Annotated in this window: 16 protein-coding genes; 5 read left to right on the forward strand and 11 right to left on the reverse strand. The window is 66.3% G+C overall.

Annotated features, from left to right (window positions below; all coding sequences use genetic code 11):
• Positions 1–6 precede the first annotated feature (6 nt).
• Positions 7–1,239 (reverse strand): MFS transporter, encoded by a 1,233-nt coding sequence (locus tag ABRP34_RS11925; RefSeq protein ID WP_353713353.1) that lies wholly within the window; start codon positions 1,237–1,239, stop codon positions 7–9.
• 414 nt (positions 1,240–1,653) lie between these two features.
• On the opposite strand from ABRP34_RS11925, the gene ABRP34_RS11930 reads away from it, so the two are divergent.
• A complete protein-coding gene (locus ABRP34_RS11930) occupies positions 1,654–1,791 on the forward strand; it encodes a hypothetical protein (protein ID WP_353710354.1) in 138 nt (45 codons plus the stop codon).
• A 23-nt stretch (positions 1,792–1,814) separates the two neighbouring features.
• On the opposite strand, the gene ABRP34_RS11935 is transcribed toward ABRP34_RS11930, so the two are convergent.
• Complete coding sequence (locus tag ABRP34_RS11935; protein ID WP_353710355.1) at positions 1,815–3,062, reverse strand: NAD(P)/FAD-dependent oxidoreductase; 1,248 nt, start codon at positions 3,060–3,062, stop codon at positions 1,815–1,817.
• Positions 3,063–3,245: 183 nt separating this feature from the next.
• On the opposite strand from ABRP34_RS11935, the gene trmB reads away from it, so the two are divergent.
• A complete protein-coding gene (gene trmB, locus ABRP34_RS11940; RefSeq protein ID WP_353710356.1) occupies positions 3,246–4,178 on the forward strand; it encodes a tRNA (guanosine(46)-N7)-methyltransferase TrmB in 933 nt (310 codons plus the stop codon).
• A gap of 114 nt (positions 4,179–4,292) precedes the next feature.
• A complete protein-coding gene (locus ABRP34_RS11945) occupies positions 4,293–5,099 on the forward strand; it encodes a DUF1206 domain-containing protein (RefSeq protein ID WP_353710357.1) in 807 nt (268 codons plus the stop codon).
• A gap of 14 nt (positions 5,100–5,113) precedes the next feature.
• On the opposite strand, the gene ABRP34_RS11950 is transcribed toward ABRP34_RS11945, so the two are convergent.
• Positions 5,114–5,794, reverse strand: coding sequence for a zf-HC2 domain-containing protein (locus ABRP34_RS11950; protein ID WP_003803110.1), 681 nt, complete (start codon positions 5,792–5,794; stop codon positions 5,114–5,116).
• Positions 5,791–6,291 (reverse strand): sigma-70 family RNA polymerase sigma factor, encoded by a 501-nt coding sequence (locus ABRP34_RS11955; RefSeq protein WP_353710358.1) that lies wholly within the window; start codon positions 6,289–6,291, stop codon positions 5,791–5,793. The genes ABRP34_RS11950 and ABRP34_RS11955 overlap by 4 nt, the downstream gene beginning before the upstream one ends.
• A gap of 190 nt (positions 6,292–6,481) precedes the next feature.
• On the opposite strand from ABRP34_RS11955, the gene ABRP34_RS11960 reads away from it, so the two are divergent.
• Positions 6,482–6,994: a hypothetical protein gene (locus ABRP34_RS11960; RefSeq protein WP_353710359.1), complete on the forward strand. Its 513-nt coding sequence runs from the start codon at positions 6,482–6,484 to the stop codon at positions 6,992–6,994.
• 57 nt (positions 6,995–7,051) lie between these two features.
• Entirely contained in the window at positions 7,052–7,645 is a 594-nt protein-coding gene (locus ABRP34_RS11965; protein ID WP_353710360.1) for a DUF5655 domain-containing protein, read from the forward strand.
• A gap of 93 nt (positions 7,646–7,738) precedes the next feature.
• Here the strand turns inward: ABRP34_RS11965 and ABRP34_RS11970 are convergent, their stop codons facing one another.
• The 7 genes from ABRP34_RS11970 to ABRP34_RS12000 form a co-directional block, all read right to left on the reverse strand.
• A complete protein-coding gene (locus ABRP34_RS11970) occupies positions 7,739–9,265 on the reverse strand; it encodes a glycoside hydrolase family 32 protein (protein ID WP_353710361.1) in 1,527 nt (508 codons plus the stop codon).
• A gap of 32 nt (positions 9,266–9,297) precedes the next feature.
• Complete coding sequence (locus tag ABRP34_RS11975; RefSeq protein WP_353710362.1) at positions 9,298–10,176, reverse strand: carbohydrate ABC transporter permease; 879 nt, start codon at positions 10,174–10,176, stop codon at positions 9,298–9,300.
• 1 nt (position 10,177) lies between these two features.
• Positions 10,178–11,137 carry a sugar ABC transporter permease gene (locus ABRP34_RS11980; RefSeq protein ID WP_003803122.1) on the reverse strand — a complete coding sequence of 320 codons (960 nt, stop codon included), beginning with the start codon at positions 11,135–11,137 and terminating at the stop codon, positions 10,178–10,180.
• A gap of 84 nt (positions 11,138–11,221) precedes the next feature.
• On the reverse strand, positions 11,222–12,517 hold the full coding sequence (locus ABRP34_RS11985) for a sugar ABC transporter substrate-binding protein (protein WP_043419062.1): 1,296 nt from the start codon (positions 12,515–12,517) through the stop codon (positions 11,222–11,224).
• Positions 12,518–12,654: 137 nt separating this feature from the next.
• The gene (locus tag ABRP34_RS11990) at positions 12,655–13,677 is read right to left on the reverse strand and encodes a LacI family DNA-binding transcriptional regulator (RefSeq protein WP_353710363.1); all 1,023 of its coding nucleotides are present in this window, start codon (positions 13,675–13,677) and stop codon (positions 12,655–12,657) included.
• Between the two features lie 180 nt (positions 13,678–13,857).
• Positions 13,858–15,579 (reverse strand): Ig-like domain-containing protein, encoded by a 1,722-nt coding sequence (locus tag ABRP34_RS11995; protein WP_003803126.1) that lies wholly within the window; start codon positions 15,577–15,579, stop codon positions 13,858–13,860.
• Between the two features lie 201 nt (positions 15,580–15,780).
• Positions 15,781–16,659, reverse strand: coding sequence for a hypothetical protein (locus tag ABRP34_RS12000; RefSeq protein ID WP_353710364.1), 879 nt, complete (start codon positions 16,657–16,659; stop codon positions 15,781–15,783).
• Positions 16,660–16,826 lie beyond the last annotated feature (167 nt).

Here is a 16,826-nt window from a genome sequence, read left to right on the forward strand (position 1 = left end):
CCTTTCTCAGCCGCCGATGTAGCGGTTCCGGCCCGCCCGGTAGCCAAACACCGCGGCCAGCGTTCCCACCGCCAGGAACAGGAGCCCCGCCGCTGTAAACGATCCGGTGCCATGGTGCAGCTGCCCCACCAGGAGCGTGCCGGTGGAGCCGAGCCCGTAGCCCACCCCCTGCATCATGCCGGAGAGGTGGGCTGCGGTGTGCCCGTCGCGGGTGCGGAGCATGATCATCGTCAGGGCGACGGCGGTGAGGCTTCCCTGGCCCAGCCCCAGCAGGCCCGTCCACACCCAGACCAGCTCGAGCGGGCCGAAGATGCTCAGGGCAAAGCCGCCGCCGGTCATGAGCGCCACGACGCTGTTAATCACCCGCTGGTCGCGGAACCGGGCCGCGAGTGCCGGGGCGAACAGCGAACCCAGCATCTGCAGCACAATGGACACCGACACGATCAGCCCGGCCGTTCCGCCGTCCACGCCGCGCTCGCGCAGGATCGGCGCGAGCCAGGCAAAGACACTGAAGGACATCATCGCCTGCAGCACCATGAAGATCGTGACCTGCCAGGCCACCGCCGAGCGCCACACGTTCACGCCCTCCCGCACCGCCGTGTGCTGCCCGTGCCGCTGCCGTACTGCCACCGGCAGGAAGAGCAAAAGCACGACGGCGGCCGGTGCCGCCCAGAACCACAGCGCCGAAGTCCACTGGCCTGTGGCGCTGAAAACGGGGTAGGTGAAGCCTGCACCCAGGGCGGCCGACGCACAGATCGCAGTGGTGTACAGGCCGCCCATCAGGCCGAGCCGGTGCGGGAAGTCCCGCTTCACCAGCCCGGGCAGCAACACGTTACACAGCGCAATGGCGGCCCCGCAGGCAGCCGTCCCGGCGAAAAGCGCCGGCAAGTGCCCGGCGCCCGCGATCTCTGCGGGCCGCAGGAGCAGGCCCGCCGTCAGGACCGCCATCGCTCCGAGCAGGACCCGTTCCGCGCCGAACCGGCGGGCCAGGACCGGGGCCAGCGGCGCAAACACACCGAGCAGGGTGACCGGCACCGTGGTCAGCACCACCACGGCCCAGCCAGGCAGGCCGGCGTCGGACGTCACCTCGGGCAGTACCGCCGAAAAGCTGGAGAACACGGTCCGCAGGTTCAACCCGATCAGCACCAGGCACAGGCCCAGGTAAGCCAAAGCCCGGCGGCCGGTCACACGGGTGGGTTCGGCAGCGGGAACGTCGTCGGCCTCTGCGTCCACCAGGATGTTCGGATTGCCGGCGTTGGGTTGCGGCTGATTGCCGTCGTGTTGGCGTGAGTTCTGGGCGTCGACCACCTGCCCATTCTTGCAGGAGCGCAGTGCGTGCCCGGGCCATGGCCACCGGCGGCACCTTACCTATTGGAGTTATCCACATACAGGCGCAGCACGGTATCCCTTGCCGCCCCCGGGCTAATAGTCTGGCTGGCACGTGGCCGGCCAAGGAGCCCGCCGGCCGAATCCATGAGGAAAACCATGAGCTTTCCGCAGGCCCCGGAGTCCGGTGATCCGCCACCACCGCACGGCCGCGCAGGTCCTGGAGGGCAACGAGCGGGTCCGGGTCCCTGGGCACAGGGTCCTTTGGGGTTTGGTCCGGGCACGCCGGACCGTGGCTACCAGAACCCTGCCTGGTACGGCCTAGCGGTGGCCAACCTGGTGTGCGGCGTGCTGATCCTGCCCAGCGCCTTCGTCACCGTGTATCCCGCGATGCTGGCCATGCTGTTCACCCGGCCGGATACAGGCAGCAATGGGAAGCAGTGGGAATTTGATGTCTTCTCATGAAGCGCCATCCTGCGGGCGCAGGATCAGCGGGCCCAGAGCGGCCAGAGCCGCTCGGCCTGGCGGCGCACCTGGGAGTACGGCACTTCCGCGCTTTTTGCCTGCTCGAAGATGCTTAGCCCCAGCATTGATGTGGCCAGCGCGCGGACCGTGTGGAACCGGTTTTCGAAGAGGCTCCGTTCGCTGATCCAGGACACTGCATCGGCTTCCGGCTTCCACCGCTCCGTGAATTGGGCAGCAGCCCTCGGCAAGGAGCCAGGTGAACTGCCGGCATCCTGAATGCACTCGTCGAGGACCATTGCTGACTCCATGGCGCCGTTGACTCCCTGCCCGATCGGAGGATAGGGCGCGGCGGCGTCCCCGATCAGCACCGCTTTCTCGGCATGGAACTGGGAACAGTTCAGGCTGCGTCCTATGTGATAGCACGTCCGGCCCGCGAAGCCCTGGACTTGCTCGTCGCCGGCGAATTCCAGAACGCGGGGGCACCGGTCCTGCAGGAACTTCCGGGCTTCGTTAGTCCCAGCAAAGCCGATCCGGTCTTTGGTTCCGATGGCGCAGAACCATCTGGCCGAGTCAGGCCCGTCGTCCCCCCTGATCGCCCCGGCCACGCAGAACGGCCGGGTGGAGAGGCCATGGAGATAATGCTTGTCCAGCCGTTCACCCACATTATCGAGCTCAATCATCGTGCAGTAATTGGGAAAGGACTTGGAGGTGACCGTGAACCCGGGCACCTGGGATTGCAGTGCCGAACGGACGGTGGACCCGGCACCGTCTGCGCCGACGATCAGGTCGAAGCTCCGGACAATCGATTCCCCGGATCGCTGCCGGGATGTCAGCGATCCTGCGACGGGGTTCACGCCTTCCACGTTGGTTTCGAACTCCATTGCCACCATGTCCTTATACCTGCCCAGTACCGACATAAGTGCCCGGAGGATGTCGCCCCGCGAGCCGGTCCACCCGGGCAGCGTCCACTCCTCCGTTCCGCGCCCCGGGATCTTGAGCCCCTTAAACCGGTACATCCGTCGGTCGAACTCTGCCACGGCGTCGATGTGGCGGAGCGCCTTGAGCCCATGCCCCGAGATGTCGATGGTGTAGGAACGGTCCGGGTTGAACCGCGGTGCAATGTCCGGAGGGACGTCGCGCTCGATGACTGTGGCGGATAATCCCCGTCGGGCAAGGGCGATAGCGAGTAGCAGCCCCGCCGGTCCGGCCCCGAGGATGGCTATGGTGCCGATGGGCTTCACGGGTTCGGAGGGGAATGTAGATGTTTCCATAGCCTTTCCTGAAGCTGCGTTGTCATGCGTTCATCCGCCGCCGCGGCGGGAAAGCGTCCCGAGGACAAGGGCGGCTCAACAGCGTTTCGCTTGGGCGGCCGTTGGAATAGCAATACTGTACGCCCGCCGGCAGCGGGCGGAAACGGGCAATTGGCCCTGCTGACCGCCGGTATTCTGGAAGGGATGAGCGAATCTCCCGAATCCCCGCAGCCGCCGGCAAATCCGAACCAGCCCCGGCCGGTCACGCCGGGAAGCCAGGCCTCCTACGGAACCTACGGCGGCCGGCCGGTCAGCTTCGTTCGGCGCGGAACCCGGCTGCAGGGACGCCGCCAGGCGGCCTGGGAGGAGCACTCCGGCCGCTGGGCCATCGACGTGCCCCGCCACGTGGCCAATACATCCGTCCACCCCGACTACTCATTCGACGCCGAAGCCGAATTCGGGCGCCGGGCACCGCTGATTGTGGAGATCGGCTCGGGCCTGGGGGAGGCGGTCTGCCACGCCGCAGAGGAAAACCCGGACAAGGACTTCCTTGCCGTGGAGGTCTACACTCCCGGCCTGGCCAACACCATGATCAAGATCAACAGCCGCGGCCTGACCAACGTGCGCGTGGTGGAGGCGAACGCCCCCGAGGTCCTGGCCACCATGCTGCCGCCCGGCTCGGTCAGCGAACTGTGGATCTTCTTCCCGGACCCCTGGCACAAGTCCCGGCACCACAAGCGCCGCCTGATCCAGCCCGAATTCGCCGAGCTCGCCGCGAAGGCGCTGAAACCGGGCGGCCTCTGGCGCATCGCCACGGACTGGTCCAACTATGCCGTGCACGTCCGCGACGTCCTCGCCGGATCGGAGGCGTTCGAAAACCTTCACAACGGTGAGCGCAGCGGCCCCGAGAGTCCCCTCACCCATGTGTGGCAGACCGGCGTCGAGTCGCTGGTGGGCGGCGCACCGGTGAAAGAGGGACGGGCACCCGTGAGCACAGAACACACAGGACCCAACGAGGGCATCGACGAAAGAGGCGGCTGGGCCCCCCGGTTCGAGGGCCGCATCCGCACCAGCTTTGAGACCAAGGCGCACGAAGCCGGCCGCTTGATTTTCGACCTCTGCTACCGGCGGATCTAGGGCCGCCGCGGCCTCTGTTCCCCGGCGCCCCGCCGTGGCACGATAAGCGTGTGGCGGGTAGCCGCGGGAGATGCACGAGCGTGCCGGCGCGAAGGAACGATCATCAAACGAGAATTGAGAAGCGCAGCGGACAAGGCCGAAGTCGCCACGAATTCGCACGCGCTCGAGATATTGGCCAGAGCGGGATTTGCCGTGAGCGGCGTGCTGCATTTCCTGGTCGGGACCATCGCTATCGGGTTGGCCACCGGAAAGGGCGGCCGGGCGGATGTCAGCGGCGCCGTCGCGGAGCTGGCCAGCCAGCCTGCCGGGCCCGTGCTTCTGTGGGCCAGCTTCGCGGCGTGCGTGGCCTTGGCACTCTGGCAGGCCAGTGATGCCATTTTCGACTTCGAGCATCTGCCGCCGAAGGACAAGACGGCCAAGAAGCTCAAGGCCGCGTTGCAGGCCGCTGTTTATGCCGCACTCGCTTTTTCGCTCGCGGCGTTCGCACGCGGGGCAGGCCAGGACAACAGGGAATCCGCCAGCGACATGACCGTCAACCTTCTGAAAGCCCCGGGCGGCGTCCTGCTCCTGGTGCTGATCGGAGCGGCTGTGGCCATCACTGGGATCGTCTACGGCGTGCGCGGAATCAGGAAGTCGTTCGAGAAGCACATCAACTTGCCGCCCTCGCCCAACGCGCGGAAGGCCGTGACCGCGCTGGGCGTGGCCGGGTATGTGGCCAAGGGCGTTGCCCTCTTCGTGACCGGCCTGCTGGTGATCATCGCCACCGTCACGGCGCATCCGGAGCAGTCGACGGGGCTCGATGGCGGGCTCAAGGCACTGCGTGAACAGCCCTTCGGGATCTACGTTCTGGCTGCCGTCGGCGTGGGACTCATCTGCTACGGCGTGTACATGGTGGTGCGGGCGAAGCTCGCGCGGATGTAAGTCAGCAGTACGGCTCAGCCTGGCACGGAAATAACGGCAATAGTCTGCTGCCTGTCGTTCCGCACCTCAACGCTGGCGATGTTCGTGTACTGCAGCGGGGTAGCGCTGGTGACCCGGACCCTTCCGCTCGGCGTCGCCATCCACGCACAGGCCCGGTCCTCAACTCCGGCGCGGTCCTTCACCCACAAGGAAAGCCGTCCGTTCTGGGGCAGGCTCCGGCCGTCGACGGCCAGTTCGGTGCCCCAGGTTTTCTTGACCATTCCCACCGTGACCTGCATGCCGGTGTCGGCTTTGACCGAGTAGCTGGCGTCGGGCTTGTCGGCGGGATCAAAAAGCGGCGCCGCCGCAAATCCCAGGGCCAGGCATGCCGCCGCCACCACCCCCACAAGGGCCGTCAGCCGCCGTCGGGAATTACGACGGCGGGCAGCCAGTTCGTCCAGAACGGGCTGAGGGACGGGGGCCAGGTCGGGTGACGCGGGGTCCGATCCGGGCCGGCGGGCCGCCGGGACAGCGAGCGCCACGGCGTCCGGGACCGGCACGGCATCCAGCAGTCCCGGCAGGGATTCCAGATCCGACAGTTCACTGCGGCACGTCTCGCAGTGCTTGAGGTGGTCCTCGAAGCGGAGCTTGTCCGCTTCATCAAGCCCACCCAGCAGGTATGCCCCCAGCAACTCATGGACTTCCTTGCCGTTCACCGTTCCACGCCCATTTCGTCGAGTATTGTCCGCAGGGCCTTCACCGCGTAGAAGGCCCTGGATTTCACCGTTCCGCTCGGAATGTTCAACTGCACCGCCGCCTCGCCCACCGTGAACCGCCGATAGTGCAGTGCCACCAGCACATCACGGTGCTCCGAACTCAGCCGCAGCAGCGCCTCCTCCATCAGTACCTTGTTCAGCAAGTCGTCAACGCGTCCGGTGGCCTCCTCCGGGTCCGCAATGTCACGGTCCTCGGTTTCCTGCGGCCGGCGCTGGGCTTTCCGGTAGTTGTCGATCATGATGTTCCGGGCGGTCCGGAACAGGTAGCTGCGCATGCTGCCCGTCACCGTGGGTGCCTGCTGCCAGACACGAAGCACCGTTTCCTGGACGATGTCGTCGGCCAGGTGCGGGTCGCGGGAGGCACTGAGCACAAATCTGCGGAGCGCCGTTCCGTGCTCGCGGTAGATCGCTGCAACTAAATCCTCATCCAGCGGCACCTTCGGCCTCCCTGCAACGACCTATGAAGCCGGATCCGAGGGCCGGCCTTCCTGACAAATATGACGTCTGCATCCGGAGATAGGTTCACTTCCGGTCCGCGCCAGATTCTTTGAACCATTCTTCACCTTTGTGCGTCATTCCAAATAGCGCCGGTCTCTCAGTCTGCCGGCCCGAGCCAAGGAGCAGCACATGAAGAAGCAACTGAGCGTTGGCCTCGCAGTTATGGCCCTTGCCGCCTCACTGACGGCCTGTGGCGGCGGATCCGGCACAACCACCACCACTACGGCTGCGGCCCCGGCCAGCGAGTCACCGGCCACCACCGCCAGCGCATCGGCCACCAGCGATAGCGCCACGGTGGACCTCAAGACCGCGTCGTCCAGCAAGGGTGAGATCGTGGTGGACGGCAAGGGCATGAGCGTCTATTACTTCACGAAGGACGTCAAGGACTCCGGCAAGAGCAACTGCTTGGGTGACTGCCTCGTGAAGTGGCCCCCGGTGTTTGCCGCCACGGACACCCCCAAGGTCGAGGGTGTAACGGGGACGGTCGGCACCATTGATACGCCCGACGGCAAGAAGCAGGTGACAGTCAACGGCATGCCCGTCTACCTGTGGGAGAAGGACAAGGCCCCCGGCGACATCACCGGGCAGGGCGTCGGCAACGTTTGGTACCTCGTGGCACCCGACGGGACCATGATCAAGTAGAGCCTGCAGGTTTGGGGCCGGCGCCTCTGACGGAGGTGCCGGCACTACCATCGGAGCATGGTGAATCCACTCGATCTGAAAGCAGCGGCCGGCACCTGGAAGTCCATGGTGGACAGCAGCCAGGCACTGCTGCTGCGGAAGTCAGGACATGACGTCCAGTGGTGGGCAGAGCAGGGACGCTCCGCAGGTGTGAAGAGCGACGCCGAGCTGCGCGAATGGATGCGCGCCGGGCACGGAATCACGGGCTACGCCCAATACGCCGTGTCCTGGGAAATGTTCGGCTATCCCGAGTTCATGCTGCGGGACGCCGACGAACTCCTTGACGTCCAGTACAGGGACCACCCGAACCTGCGGCCCATCGCCAACACCCTCCTGGCATGGGCCGCAGCCCATCCGGGCGTGGCAATCCAGATGCGCAAAGGCTACATATCGCTGCACAGCAGCCGCAGGAAATTCGCCCAGGTGACCCGGGCGAACAACACCGCAGTGGATGTTAGCCTCCGCCTTGAGGCGCCTATTGGGGAGCGCCTCAAGGCAGTCAGGGTCCGCGAGGGCGACTTTTTCGACCGCAAGGTCCGGCTCACATCGGAGGCCCAGGTAGACCAGGAATTCCTTGACTTCCTCGAGACGGCGCTCGAGCAAAACAGCTGACATCACCGCTGATCGAGCCCGAGATCAACGCACGCCACCTGACCGGCGCTCGGTTTCGACAAGCTCAACCAGCGGGACCCGGTGTCGACAGGCTCAACCAGCGGTGACGCTGAGGCTTACCAGGGCGGCGCCGTCGCCTTCGGCCAGCAGCCCGACGGCGGTGCTGGACTCCGTGGGGAAGATCAGGTCCGTGAGGGTCACTAGCCCGTCCTGGGCGAAGACCTCCACGGAGCAGCGGTCCAGGAAGATCCTGAGCCGCAGCAGGCCGCTGGCGTCCAGGGAAACAGGCACGCGCTCCACGGACGGGAAGTCGGCATGGAACCCGGCGTTTCCGGACCCGCTGCGGTCCAGGCTGAGCTCGCCGGACAAGGCGGAGTAGGCCAGCACGGTCCGCTCCTGCACGCCGTCTGCCTCGCCGGCGCGCAGCACCAGCCCAACTTTGCCCGCGGAACCGGGCCGGAACACGGCGTCGATGCGCAGCACATCCCCGGAGGCCTCCGCGGGCAGCCACCGGACGCCGTCCGCCAGCTGTTCCGGCCCCGCGGCGAACAGCTCCGTACCGGCAGCCTCGAACGGGTCAACGGCCGCCTGAACGAGCGCGGGGTGACCGGCGCGGGTCTCCAGCCGGACCTCGCGGACAAGGGACATGGCGCTGCGCCAGCCCTGCGACGGGGTGCTGGCCGCGTACTGCCAGTTGTTCATCCAGCCGATCATGAGGCGGCGCCCTCCGGGGGCATTGCTGAAGGAGACGGCGGCGTAGTAGTCCCGGCCCCAGTCGAGCCAGCCGTAGTCCGGCATCCGGCTGTCGTCCGTCTGCATGCCCTCGGTGACGGTGGTCTCGGAACGGAACGTCACGCCGTCGAACGTTCCCAGGAAGTACTGGCCCGCCGAGCCACCGGCGATACCGCCGGGGTTCAGGTTCACCACAAGGACCCACCGGGTGTTGCCGGCGTCGCCGTCCACGGGCAGTTCGAACAGGTCCGGGCATTCCCAGACCCCGCCCGTGGCGTTGGCGGGACCGAAGGTGCTCAGATACTCCCAGGACTTGAGGTCGGCGGACTTGTAGAGGACCACTTCCCGGTTCTCGGCCTCGACCGCCACCATCACCCAGTAGCTCCCGGCGTCGCCGTCATACCAGAAGACCTTGGGGTCGCGGAAGTCCGCGGACGCCCGGTCCAGCACCGGGTTCCCCGCGTACTTGGTCCAGGTGGCGCCGTCGTCGGTGCTGTACGCGAGGGACTGCGCCTGCCGCCCGGCGAGCGGCGACGCCGGGGCGTAGGCACTGGTGTAGACGGCCACCAGCGGCGGCACTCCCCCGACGCCGAACCCGCTGGTGTTGCGGAAATCCACCACAGCCGAGCCGGAGAAGATGGCCTCCTGCTCGTCGCACGGGATGGCCACGGGCTGCTCGTCCCAGGTCAGCAGGTCCGGCGAGGTGGCGTGGCCCCAGGACATGTTGCCCCACACGTCAGCGAACGGGTTGTGCTGGTAAAAGAGGTGGTACACCCCGTTGGAGTACACCAGCCCGTTCGGGTCATTGAGCCAGTTGCGCTCGGCGGCGTAGTGCCATTTGGGCCGGTAGCGGCAGTCGAGCGCGGAAGTTGCATTCAGGGAAGTCATGGTTCGCTTTCGAACTAGGAACTGGGGCTGGGTCAGCCTTTGACACCGCTGGAGGCGATGCTGTTGATGAAGGAGCGCTGGAACGCGATGAAGAGGACCACCACGGGAACGGTGATCAGCGAGGCGTAGGCCATGACTTCACCCCAGGAGACATTCAGCTGGAAGAAGTACTGGATGCCGATCATCACCGGGCGCAGCTCCTCTGACTGGACCACCATGAGCGGCCACAGGTAGGAGTTCCAGGCGGGCAGGAATGTCAGGATGGCCACCGTGGCCGTGGCGGGACCGGCGAGCGGCATGACCACCTGGCGGTAGATCTTGAACCACCCGGCCCCGTCGATCCGGGCCGCCTCGTCCAGTTCCTTGGGAATGGACTCGAAGTACTGGTGGTACAGGTAGATGGAGAACGCGTTGGCGATGAACGGGATGATCTGGACCTGGTAGGTGTCCAGCCAGCCCTTCGAGATCTCCAGGCTGAAGCCGTTGAGTTCGAAGTACGGCAGCTGGTTCACCCACCACACCAGCGGCAGGGCCAGGGTCTGGAACGGCACGATGAGCGTGGCGAGAATGGCGGTGAAGACCACCTTCTTGCCGCGCACCTGCATGCGGGACAGCGCAAAGGCGCACAGGCTGTTGACGAAGATTCCCAGCACCACTGTCACCGCGGAGACACCGACGGAGTTGATGAGGAAGCGCGCGGCCGGAACCCGGTCGAAGACGGCGGTGTAGTTGTCCAGCGAGATGTTGCCAATGGGCAGGAAGGCCGCAACGGAGGACATGTCACCGAAGATCTGCTGGTCCGGCTTGAGCGAGGACACGAGCATGAACACGATGGGGAAGGCGGCGACGGCGGCAAACAGGATGCGCACGGCCGTGGCGCCGATCGAATTGAGGCGGAGCGCGTTTTTCACGTCAGTCCTTCTCTCGGGTCAGGTAGCGCTGGACCGCGGAGATCAGCAGTACCAGGACGAAGAATACGAGCGAGATGGCGGAGGCGTAGGAGGTCTCCTGCTGCTTGAAGCCGGAGCGGACCGCCTCGTAGATGATGGTGGTGGTGGAATCGAGCGGGCCGCCCTGCGTCATGACGCTCACCTGGTCGAAGAGGCCAAGGGCCTGGATGGTGATGGTCACCAGGACCAGGGTGCGCGTGTGCTTCAGGCCCGGCCAGGTCACGTACCGGAACTGGTGCCACCGGCTGGCGCCATCCAGCTGGGCCGCCTCGTACAGCTCGCCGGAGATGCTCTGCAGCCCGGCCAGCCAGATGATCATGTGGAAGCCGGCGGCCTGCCAGATGGACAGCGCGATGATGGCCGGCATGGCGGTGGCGGGGTCGTTCAGCCAGTCCGCGCCCGGGATGAGGCCGAAGCTGAACGTGGACAGCAGCTCGTTGATCAGCCCGTCCTTGCGGTACATGAAGAGCCAGAGCAGCGACACCACCACCATGGACGTGACCACGGGGAGGAAGTACACGGTGCGGAAGAAGTTCACGCCCCGGAACTTCTTGTTGATCAGCAGTGCCATGGCCAGTGCGAGACCGGACTGCACCGGCACCACCACCACGGCGAAGTAGCTGACGTTCAGGAGCGCCCGCCAGAATGTGGGGTCGGTGAAGAGCCGGGCGAAGTTGTCCATCCCGACGAACTCCACCGGGCGCGGGGAGATGAGGCGGGCGTTCGTGAAGGCCAGGCCGAAGCCAAGGATCGCCGGCAGGAACACGAAGGCGAGCAGGAGGACCGCTGCCGGCGCTATCATCCCCCAGCCGCTGAGCTGTTCGCGCAGGTGGCGCGGGCGTTTGCGGCGGGCTGCCGCCGGGGTGGTTCCGCCGGGCGCCGGAACGGCGGGGCGGCGGGAGGGAAGCTGGGTGGTTGTCATGGGAGTCTCCGTTGACAGTCAGTGCCGGGTGGAGGACGACGGCGGCAGGTGCCGCCCGCCGTCGTCCTCCCGCCCGGCGGCTGGCTAGTTCTTATAGCCGCCATTGGACTTGATGTTGGCGTCAATCGCCTTGACCGCCTTGTCCAGGACGGTCTTCGCGTCGGCCCCGGCCAGGATGTCCTGGACGGCCTTTCCGTACTCGGTGGCGATGAACGGGTAGGCAGGCGTTTCCGGACGCATGACGGCCTGCTGGCGGGACAGTTCCATGAACACCCGGTTCTCGCCGCCCTCGGCGAAGGCGGGGAGCAGGGCCGCGGCCTCATCGGTGGCCGGAATGGTTCCGGTGGCCTTGGCCACGGCGGCGATGTTTTCCGGCTTCAGCGAGTAGGAGAGGTAGTCCATGGCGGCCTCGGAGTTCTTGCAGCCGCTGGTCACGCCCCACTGCCACGAGGCACCGCCGATCTTCGGGCCGTTGCCGAGGTCCACGGAAGGCATGACAGCCAGGTCCTTCCCGAGCGCCTTGCGGGCCTTGTCCGCAGCCCAGGAGCCGGTGTAGACGATGCCGCTCTTGTTGTTCAGGAAGTCCTGGGTGGAATCCTTGCCGCTCTTCTTGGCCATGAAGCCCTGGTCGGCCAGTCCGCGGAACCACCCGGCCCACTCGACGGCCTTATCACCGTTGAGGGCCCCGTCCGCCGACTGGAAGCCGTCGCGGTTGACGAGGTCTCCGCCGAAGGACTGGAGCAGCGGCGAGTAGGCGTAGGGCAGCCACTCGCCGGTGCCGGCAGTCCCCATGTCGAGGGGGTACTGCCACTTGCCCAGGGCCTTGAGCTTGGTCAGCGCGTCCTGGAATTCCTCCTTGGTCCACGGCTTTTCAACCGTGGCCACGCGGACGCCGGCTGCCTTCAGGTCCGAGGTGCGGGCAAGCATGGCTAGGGCGACGTCGTAGTAGCCCACCGCGTACGTCTCGCCCTCCCACTTGGCGACGGTGCTGGGGAGGTTCTTGGACAGGTCGGCCGAAAGTTTCAGCGGGGTCAGGTACTTGGCCCACGCCCAGTTGGGCACGTTGGGCCCGTCGATGTCCACGATGCACGGCAGCTTGCCGGCAGCGGCGGCCGAAACCACGGAGTCGTTGTAGGAGTCCTGCGGGAATGCCTGCACCTTGACCTGGGCCTTCGCGTCGCCGCTCTTGTTGTACTTGTCGACGATGGCCTTGATGGCGGCGAGCTCGTCAGGGTTGCCCGCGTTGTGGGTCCACATGGTGATCTCGTTGCCGCCCTCGGACGTGGCGGATGCGCTGCCCTTGCCGCAGGCAGCGAGGCTGCCCATGAGGGCCGCCGCGGCTATGCTGGTGGCCAGGATCCGTGTGAATCGCTTGTTCATGAAGGTCCAGTCTTTCTGCTGATTTTGCGCGTGGATGATTGGCCCGGGTCCGAAGGGACGCGGCCGCTGCAACGGCTGCGTCCCTTTTTCAGGCGGACGCCGGGTGGACTGCTGGTGGTTGCTGTTGTGGACTGCGCTCAGGTCCTGGGCGGACCTACGGAGCCCCGTTCGACCAGGGGACATGCGAGCCGCACCTGTTCCGGCGGCGTATCCGGGTTGTCAATGTCGTCCAGAACGCGGTTGACCGCCCATCGCCCCATGTCGTAGTGCGGCAGGGCCACCGTGGTCAGGCCCGGCCACAGCGAGTCCGCGATGAGCTCCAGATTGTCGATGCCGACGATCGAAACGTCATCCGGGATGGTCAGCCCCAGTGCTGTTGCCGCCTGGTAGGCGCCCATGGCCACCCTGTCACTAAAGCAGAACAGGGCCGTTGGGCTGTCCTGCTGGCTGAGCAGCGCCAGCGCGGCTTCTCTGCCGCCGGAGGTCTCCGGCTCTGCGATGACGAGGTGCCTCGGATCGTGCTCGATGCCGTGGCGGCGCAGGGCATTGTGGAATCCTTCCAGCCGGCCGTGCGTCGCGGGGATGTCGTCCACGTTGTTGATCATGCCGATCCGCGTGTGGCCGGCCCTGATGAGGGCTTCGACGGCGGTTTCGGCGGCATTGACCTCGTCCGGGACGATGGAGGAAACCGAGGGGTCCCCGGTGACGGCGTCGAGCAGCACCGTGGGGATTCCGGAGAGCGCCGGCGGCAGCTCGACGCCCTGGTGGTACAGCCGGGCGTACACCACGCCATCCACCTGGTGTTGCTGAAGCATGGTGATTTCGCGGTGTTCGAGCTCGCTGTCCAGGCCAGAGTTCACCACCATGACCACGTAGCCCCGCTCGTAGGCCGCGTCCTGCGCTCCGCGGATCATGGCCCCGGCGAATGGCGTGGTGGTGATCTCGTCGCTGACCAGGCCGAGGATCTGGGAGCGCTGGTTGCGCAGCCCGCTGGCGAGCCGGTTGGGAGCGTAGCCAAGGTTCCTGGCCACGTCCCGGACGTGCTGCTGGGTTTCCGCTTTGACCCGGGAGCTGGTGGCATCGTTGAGTGCATGGGACACAGTGGTCACTGAGACTCCGGCGGCCTTGGCCACTTCGCGTATCCCTACTCGCGTCGTCATCGACTTCCTTTGCAAAACGTTTTGGTTCGGTGTGAACGAGAGTACACAAAACGTTTTGCATGTGTCAAGCGTCACTCGGGAAGGGTCCTGGTTCTACAGGCTCAAACCAGCGGACATGGGTCCGGCCCGTTGCCGCCCTTTCGGGCGGCAACGGGCCGGAGATCCGGTGATGCTGTGCGGCTACCCTCCGGTGGTGAAGCTCCAGGAGAGGCCGCTGAGCGGGTTCCCGGCGGCATCCTTGATGCTGGTGGAAATGGTGGCCGTGTACTTCGTGTTGGCCGCCAGGGTCACGTTCGGGTTCAGCGTTGCTACCCGGGTGGTGGCGTTGTAGCTGACGGCGTAGCTCACCAGGGCGCCTGTGGCGGCGTTCCGGAGGGCAAACGTTCCATTGGCTACGCCGATGACGTTCTCGCTGATGGTAGCGGTGACGTTGGCGGTGCGGCTGACGGCCGTGGCGTTCGCGGCCGGGGACTTGGCGGTCACGACCGGCCGCGGTCCCGTGGTGAACGCCCAGGAGTTGGCAGCGATCGGGTTGCCGGCGATGTCCGTGATGCCCGCAGTCAACGTTGCGGTGTGCTTCCGGTCAGCCACCAGCGTCGCACTCGGGTTCAGGGTGGCCACCCGGGTGGTGGCGTTCCACGAAACCGGAGCCGCAAGGAGCGCCCCTGCGGAATTCTTCAGGGTGAAGGATGCCGTGCCCAGGCCCGTGATCGCCTCGTTGAAGGTTGCCGTGACGTTGGCCGTCTGGCTGACCATCAGCGAGTTGACGGCCGGTGCCTTGGCGGTGACCACGGGACCCGCAGTGTCGACGGTGAAAGCCAGGGAGCCGACGGACATCGTTTCGATTCCGCCGCTGACTTCGCCGGCGGTGACTGTGTGCCGTCCGTTGGTCAGCGTCCGGTTGGACGTGATCGAGTAACTGCCGTTCGCGGCCACCGATGCAGAGCCGCTGGCCACGCCGTCGATGTAGAGGTTGACGGTTGTGGCGTCCGGCAAGGCGGCCGCGCCAGTGAAGCTGGGGGTGGTGCTGCGCGTGATGTTGTCCGTGTTGAAGCGTCCGGTGTCGCTGGCAGCCGTCAGGTCGGGCACGGTCGGACCGCTGGCCAGGGGCGCCGTGCACTCCGGGCCGGCGGGTCCGCCGATGGCCCCATACTCGAAAATCGTGACTTCGTTGCCAATGGCGGCGTCGCGTCCCAGCCACAGGCCCCGGCTTTCCGCGTTGGTGGCCGAGACGGCGCGGTCTGCGTCGGACAGGCCGTCGGCACCCACACCGGTGAGGCCAGTCCAGGTGGCGGTCCAGGTGGTGAGGCCCGGTCCGTCATAAACAATGACGCCGTCGTCCCCGGCCCCAGGGGCGCTGGCACGAAGTGTGCGCCGGCCGTTGAGCGCGAACTCCTGGTTCGCCGCCACCACCCTGGCTTCCAGCTGGTCCGCCGGGAGCTGCCCGCCGCCGGGTGCAACAGCGGTGCCCTTCATGACCACAGTGCCGGCGTCGACCTTGGTGGCCGGCTGCGTGACTGTGACGTTGCCTACGAACGTCTGGTCGCCGACGTCGGGCGCTGTCAGGACACGGATCACGTCACCGGAGCGGATGTCCGGCGTGGTTCCTTCCCAGCACCCTCCGCCGGGGTGGTTGACTTCCACGACGCCGGCCACGGGCACCAAGTTCGACGCTGTGCCGATGACTGCGCCGCCGCGAAGCACCTGGATGGTGGGACGGTCGCCGGCCGCGTAGCCTTCGGCCGAGACCATGTCCCGTTCCGGAAATACAGTGATGGGGTGCGTACCCGGGTCACTGATGACGGCGAAGGCCGGAACAGCCGCTGTCGGAACGGCCAGCGCAATCAGCGCGCCAGCCGTCACTGCGGCAGCCAGGCGTGGACGAATTCTTGCAGGTTTCATGGAAAGCTCCCCTCAAAGGCCCCAGACTTCACCCGGCTGAGACCCAGCGAGGTGATCCTCTTCAGGTCCATGATCTGAAGAGGATGCCAGTATCCGGACGCCACCCTGCGGAAACCTTGATCGTCCGGCAGCCCGCCCCCTCAAGGGGGCCACTGCGAGGGGGGCAGCCGGCACAGGAAATACCGACCGCCCCGTGCGGGGCTACGCCTCCACGAGGTCTTCCCCCAGTTCTTCGAACTCGACGGCGGCCACGATTTCCTTGGTGTCCGGGTTGAGCATGAACGCCTCGTCGTCGTCCTCGATCATGAGGAAGTCTCCGTGGTCGGTGCTGAAGCGCCACGCGAGCACCGTCTCGCCGTTGTGGTCGTAGTTCGGATCGCCCATGGTGATTTTCTGCAGCTCGTACCCGGCGATGTCGCACAACTCGCGGATGATGACCTCGAATTCCGGGGCGTTCTCCAGGGCCTCTTCCTCGGCTTCGGCGCGTCGCTCTTCGAGGTCCGGCAGCGCCGCCACGCGCTGGGCGATGTGCGCGGTGAGCCCGTCGTCGTCCAGGACCAGCAGGCCTTCCTGTCCGCGCAGCCACGCCGCGTTGAGGGCCACTATGTCCTCGGTTTCGAGGAGCGATTCGAATTCGGCGTCGAGGTCCTCCATGGCCTGCACGCGTTCCGGGAGCTCGCCGGCTTCACCGTCTTCACCGGCGCCGGCCTCGCCGTCCAGGTAGATGTCCGCTTCCTCCTCGGGCAGGGAACCGAATGCCTCCACGGTGCGGTCGAAGAGGTTAACGTGCCCTGCGGCGCCCATGCCGTCCAGGCCCTCGCGGATGTAGGCGTCAAGCTCCTCACGGTCCGGGGCGGTGAAGACGTACTGCGCAAAGCCGCCGCCCAGGCACTGCGTCAGGTAGAAGTCCACGAAGTAGCTGCGCAGGGCGTTGGGCGCGATCTCTCCCGGACCGAGGAGCTCCTGGTACATGGTGTTCACCACGGCAACGTTGGAATCAACTGTCTCTGCATCGCTGCCGCTGTCGCCGCCTGCTGTGCCTTCGACGGTCAGGACAACGGGGTATTCGCTGGAGGTCATGGGAAATCCTTACTGCAGAAAGCCGGTGATGCTCAGGACTCTCCCAACGTATGCGCCGCCGGCTGCCCGCAGGTTTAGGGCGAAGTGAACGTCAGGCGAAGTTTGCGCCGCACCTCCCCGCAGGGACAAACAGGACGAAACAGCAGAGCCCGACGGCGGGCGGCCGC

Source organism: Arthrobacter sp. K5, assembly GCF_040448525.1.
GTDB lineage: Bacteria > Actinomycetota > Actinomycetes > Actinomycetales > Micrococcaceae > Arthrobacter > Arthrobacter globiformis.

Bases quoted from the DNA above. Each gene is read 5' to 3' on its own strand.
- ABRP34_RS11935 (WP_353710355.1), bottom strand. From the start codon at position 3,062: ATGGAAACATCTACATTCCCCTCCGAACCCGTGAAGCCCATCGGCACC.
- trmB (WP_353710356.1), top strand. From the start codon at position 3,246: ATGAGCGAATCTCCCGAATCCCCGCAGCCGCCGGCAAATCCGAACCAG.
- ABRP34_RS11960 (WP_353710359.1), top strand. From the start codon at position 6,482: ATGAAGAAGCAACTGAGCGTTGGCCTCGCAGTTATGGCCCTTGCCGCC.
- ABRP34_RS11965 (WP_353710360.1), top strand. From the start codon at position 7,052: ATGGTGAATCCACTCGATCTGAAAGCAGCGGCCGGCACCTGGAAGTCC.
- ABRP34_RS11970 (WP_353710361.1), bottom strand. From the start codon at position 9,265: ATGACTTCCCTGAATGCAACTTCCGCGCTCGACTGCCGCTACCGGCCC.
- ABRP34_RS11980 (WP_003803122.1), bottom strand. From the start codon at position 11,137: ATGACAACCACCCAGCTTCCCTCCCGCCGCCCCGCCGTTCCGGCGCCC.
- ABRP34_RS11985 (WP_043419062.1), bottom strand. From the start codon at position 12,517: ATGAACAAGCGATTCACACGGATCCTGGCCACCAGCATAGCCGCGGCG.
- ABRP34_RS11990 (WP_353710363.1), bottom strand. From the start codon at position 13,677: ATGACGACGCGAGTAGGGATACGCGAAGTGGCCAAGGCCGCCGGAGTC.
- ABRP34_RS11995 (WP_003803126.1), bottom strand. From the start codon at position 15,579: ATGAAACCTGCAAGAATTCGTCCACGCCTGGCTGCCGCAGTGACGGCT.
- ABRP34_RS12000 (WP_353710364.1), bottom strand. From the start codon at position 16,659: ATGACCTCCAGCGAATACCCCGTTGTCCTGACCGTCGAAGGCACAGCA.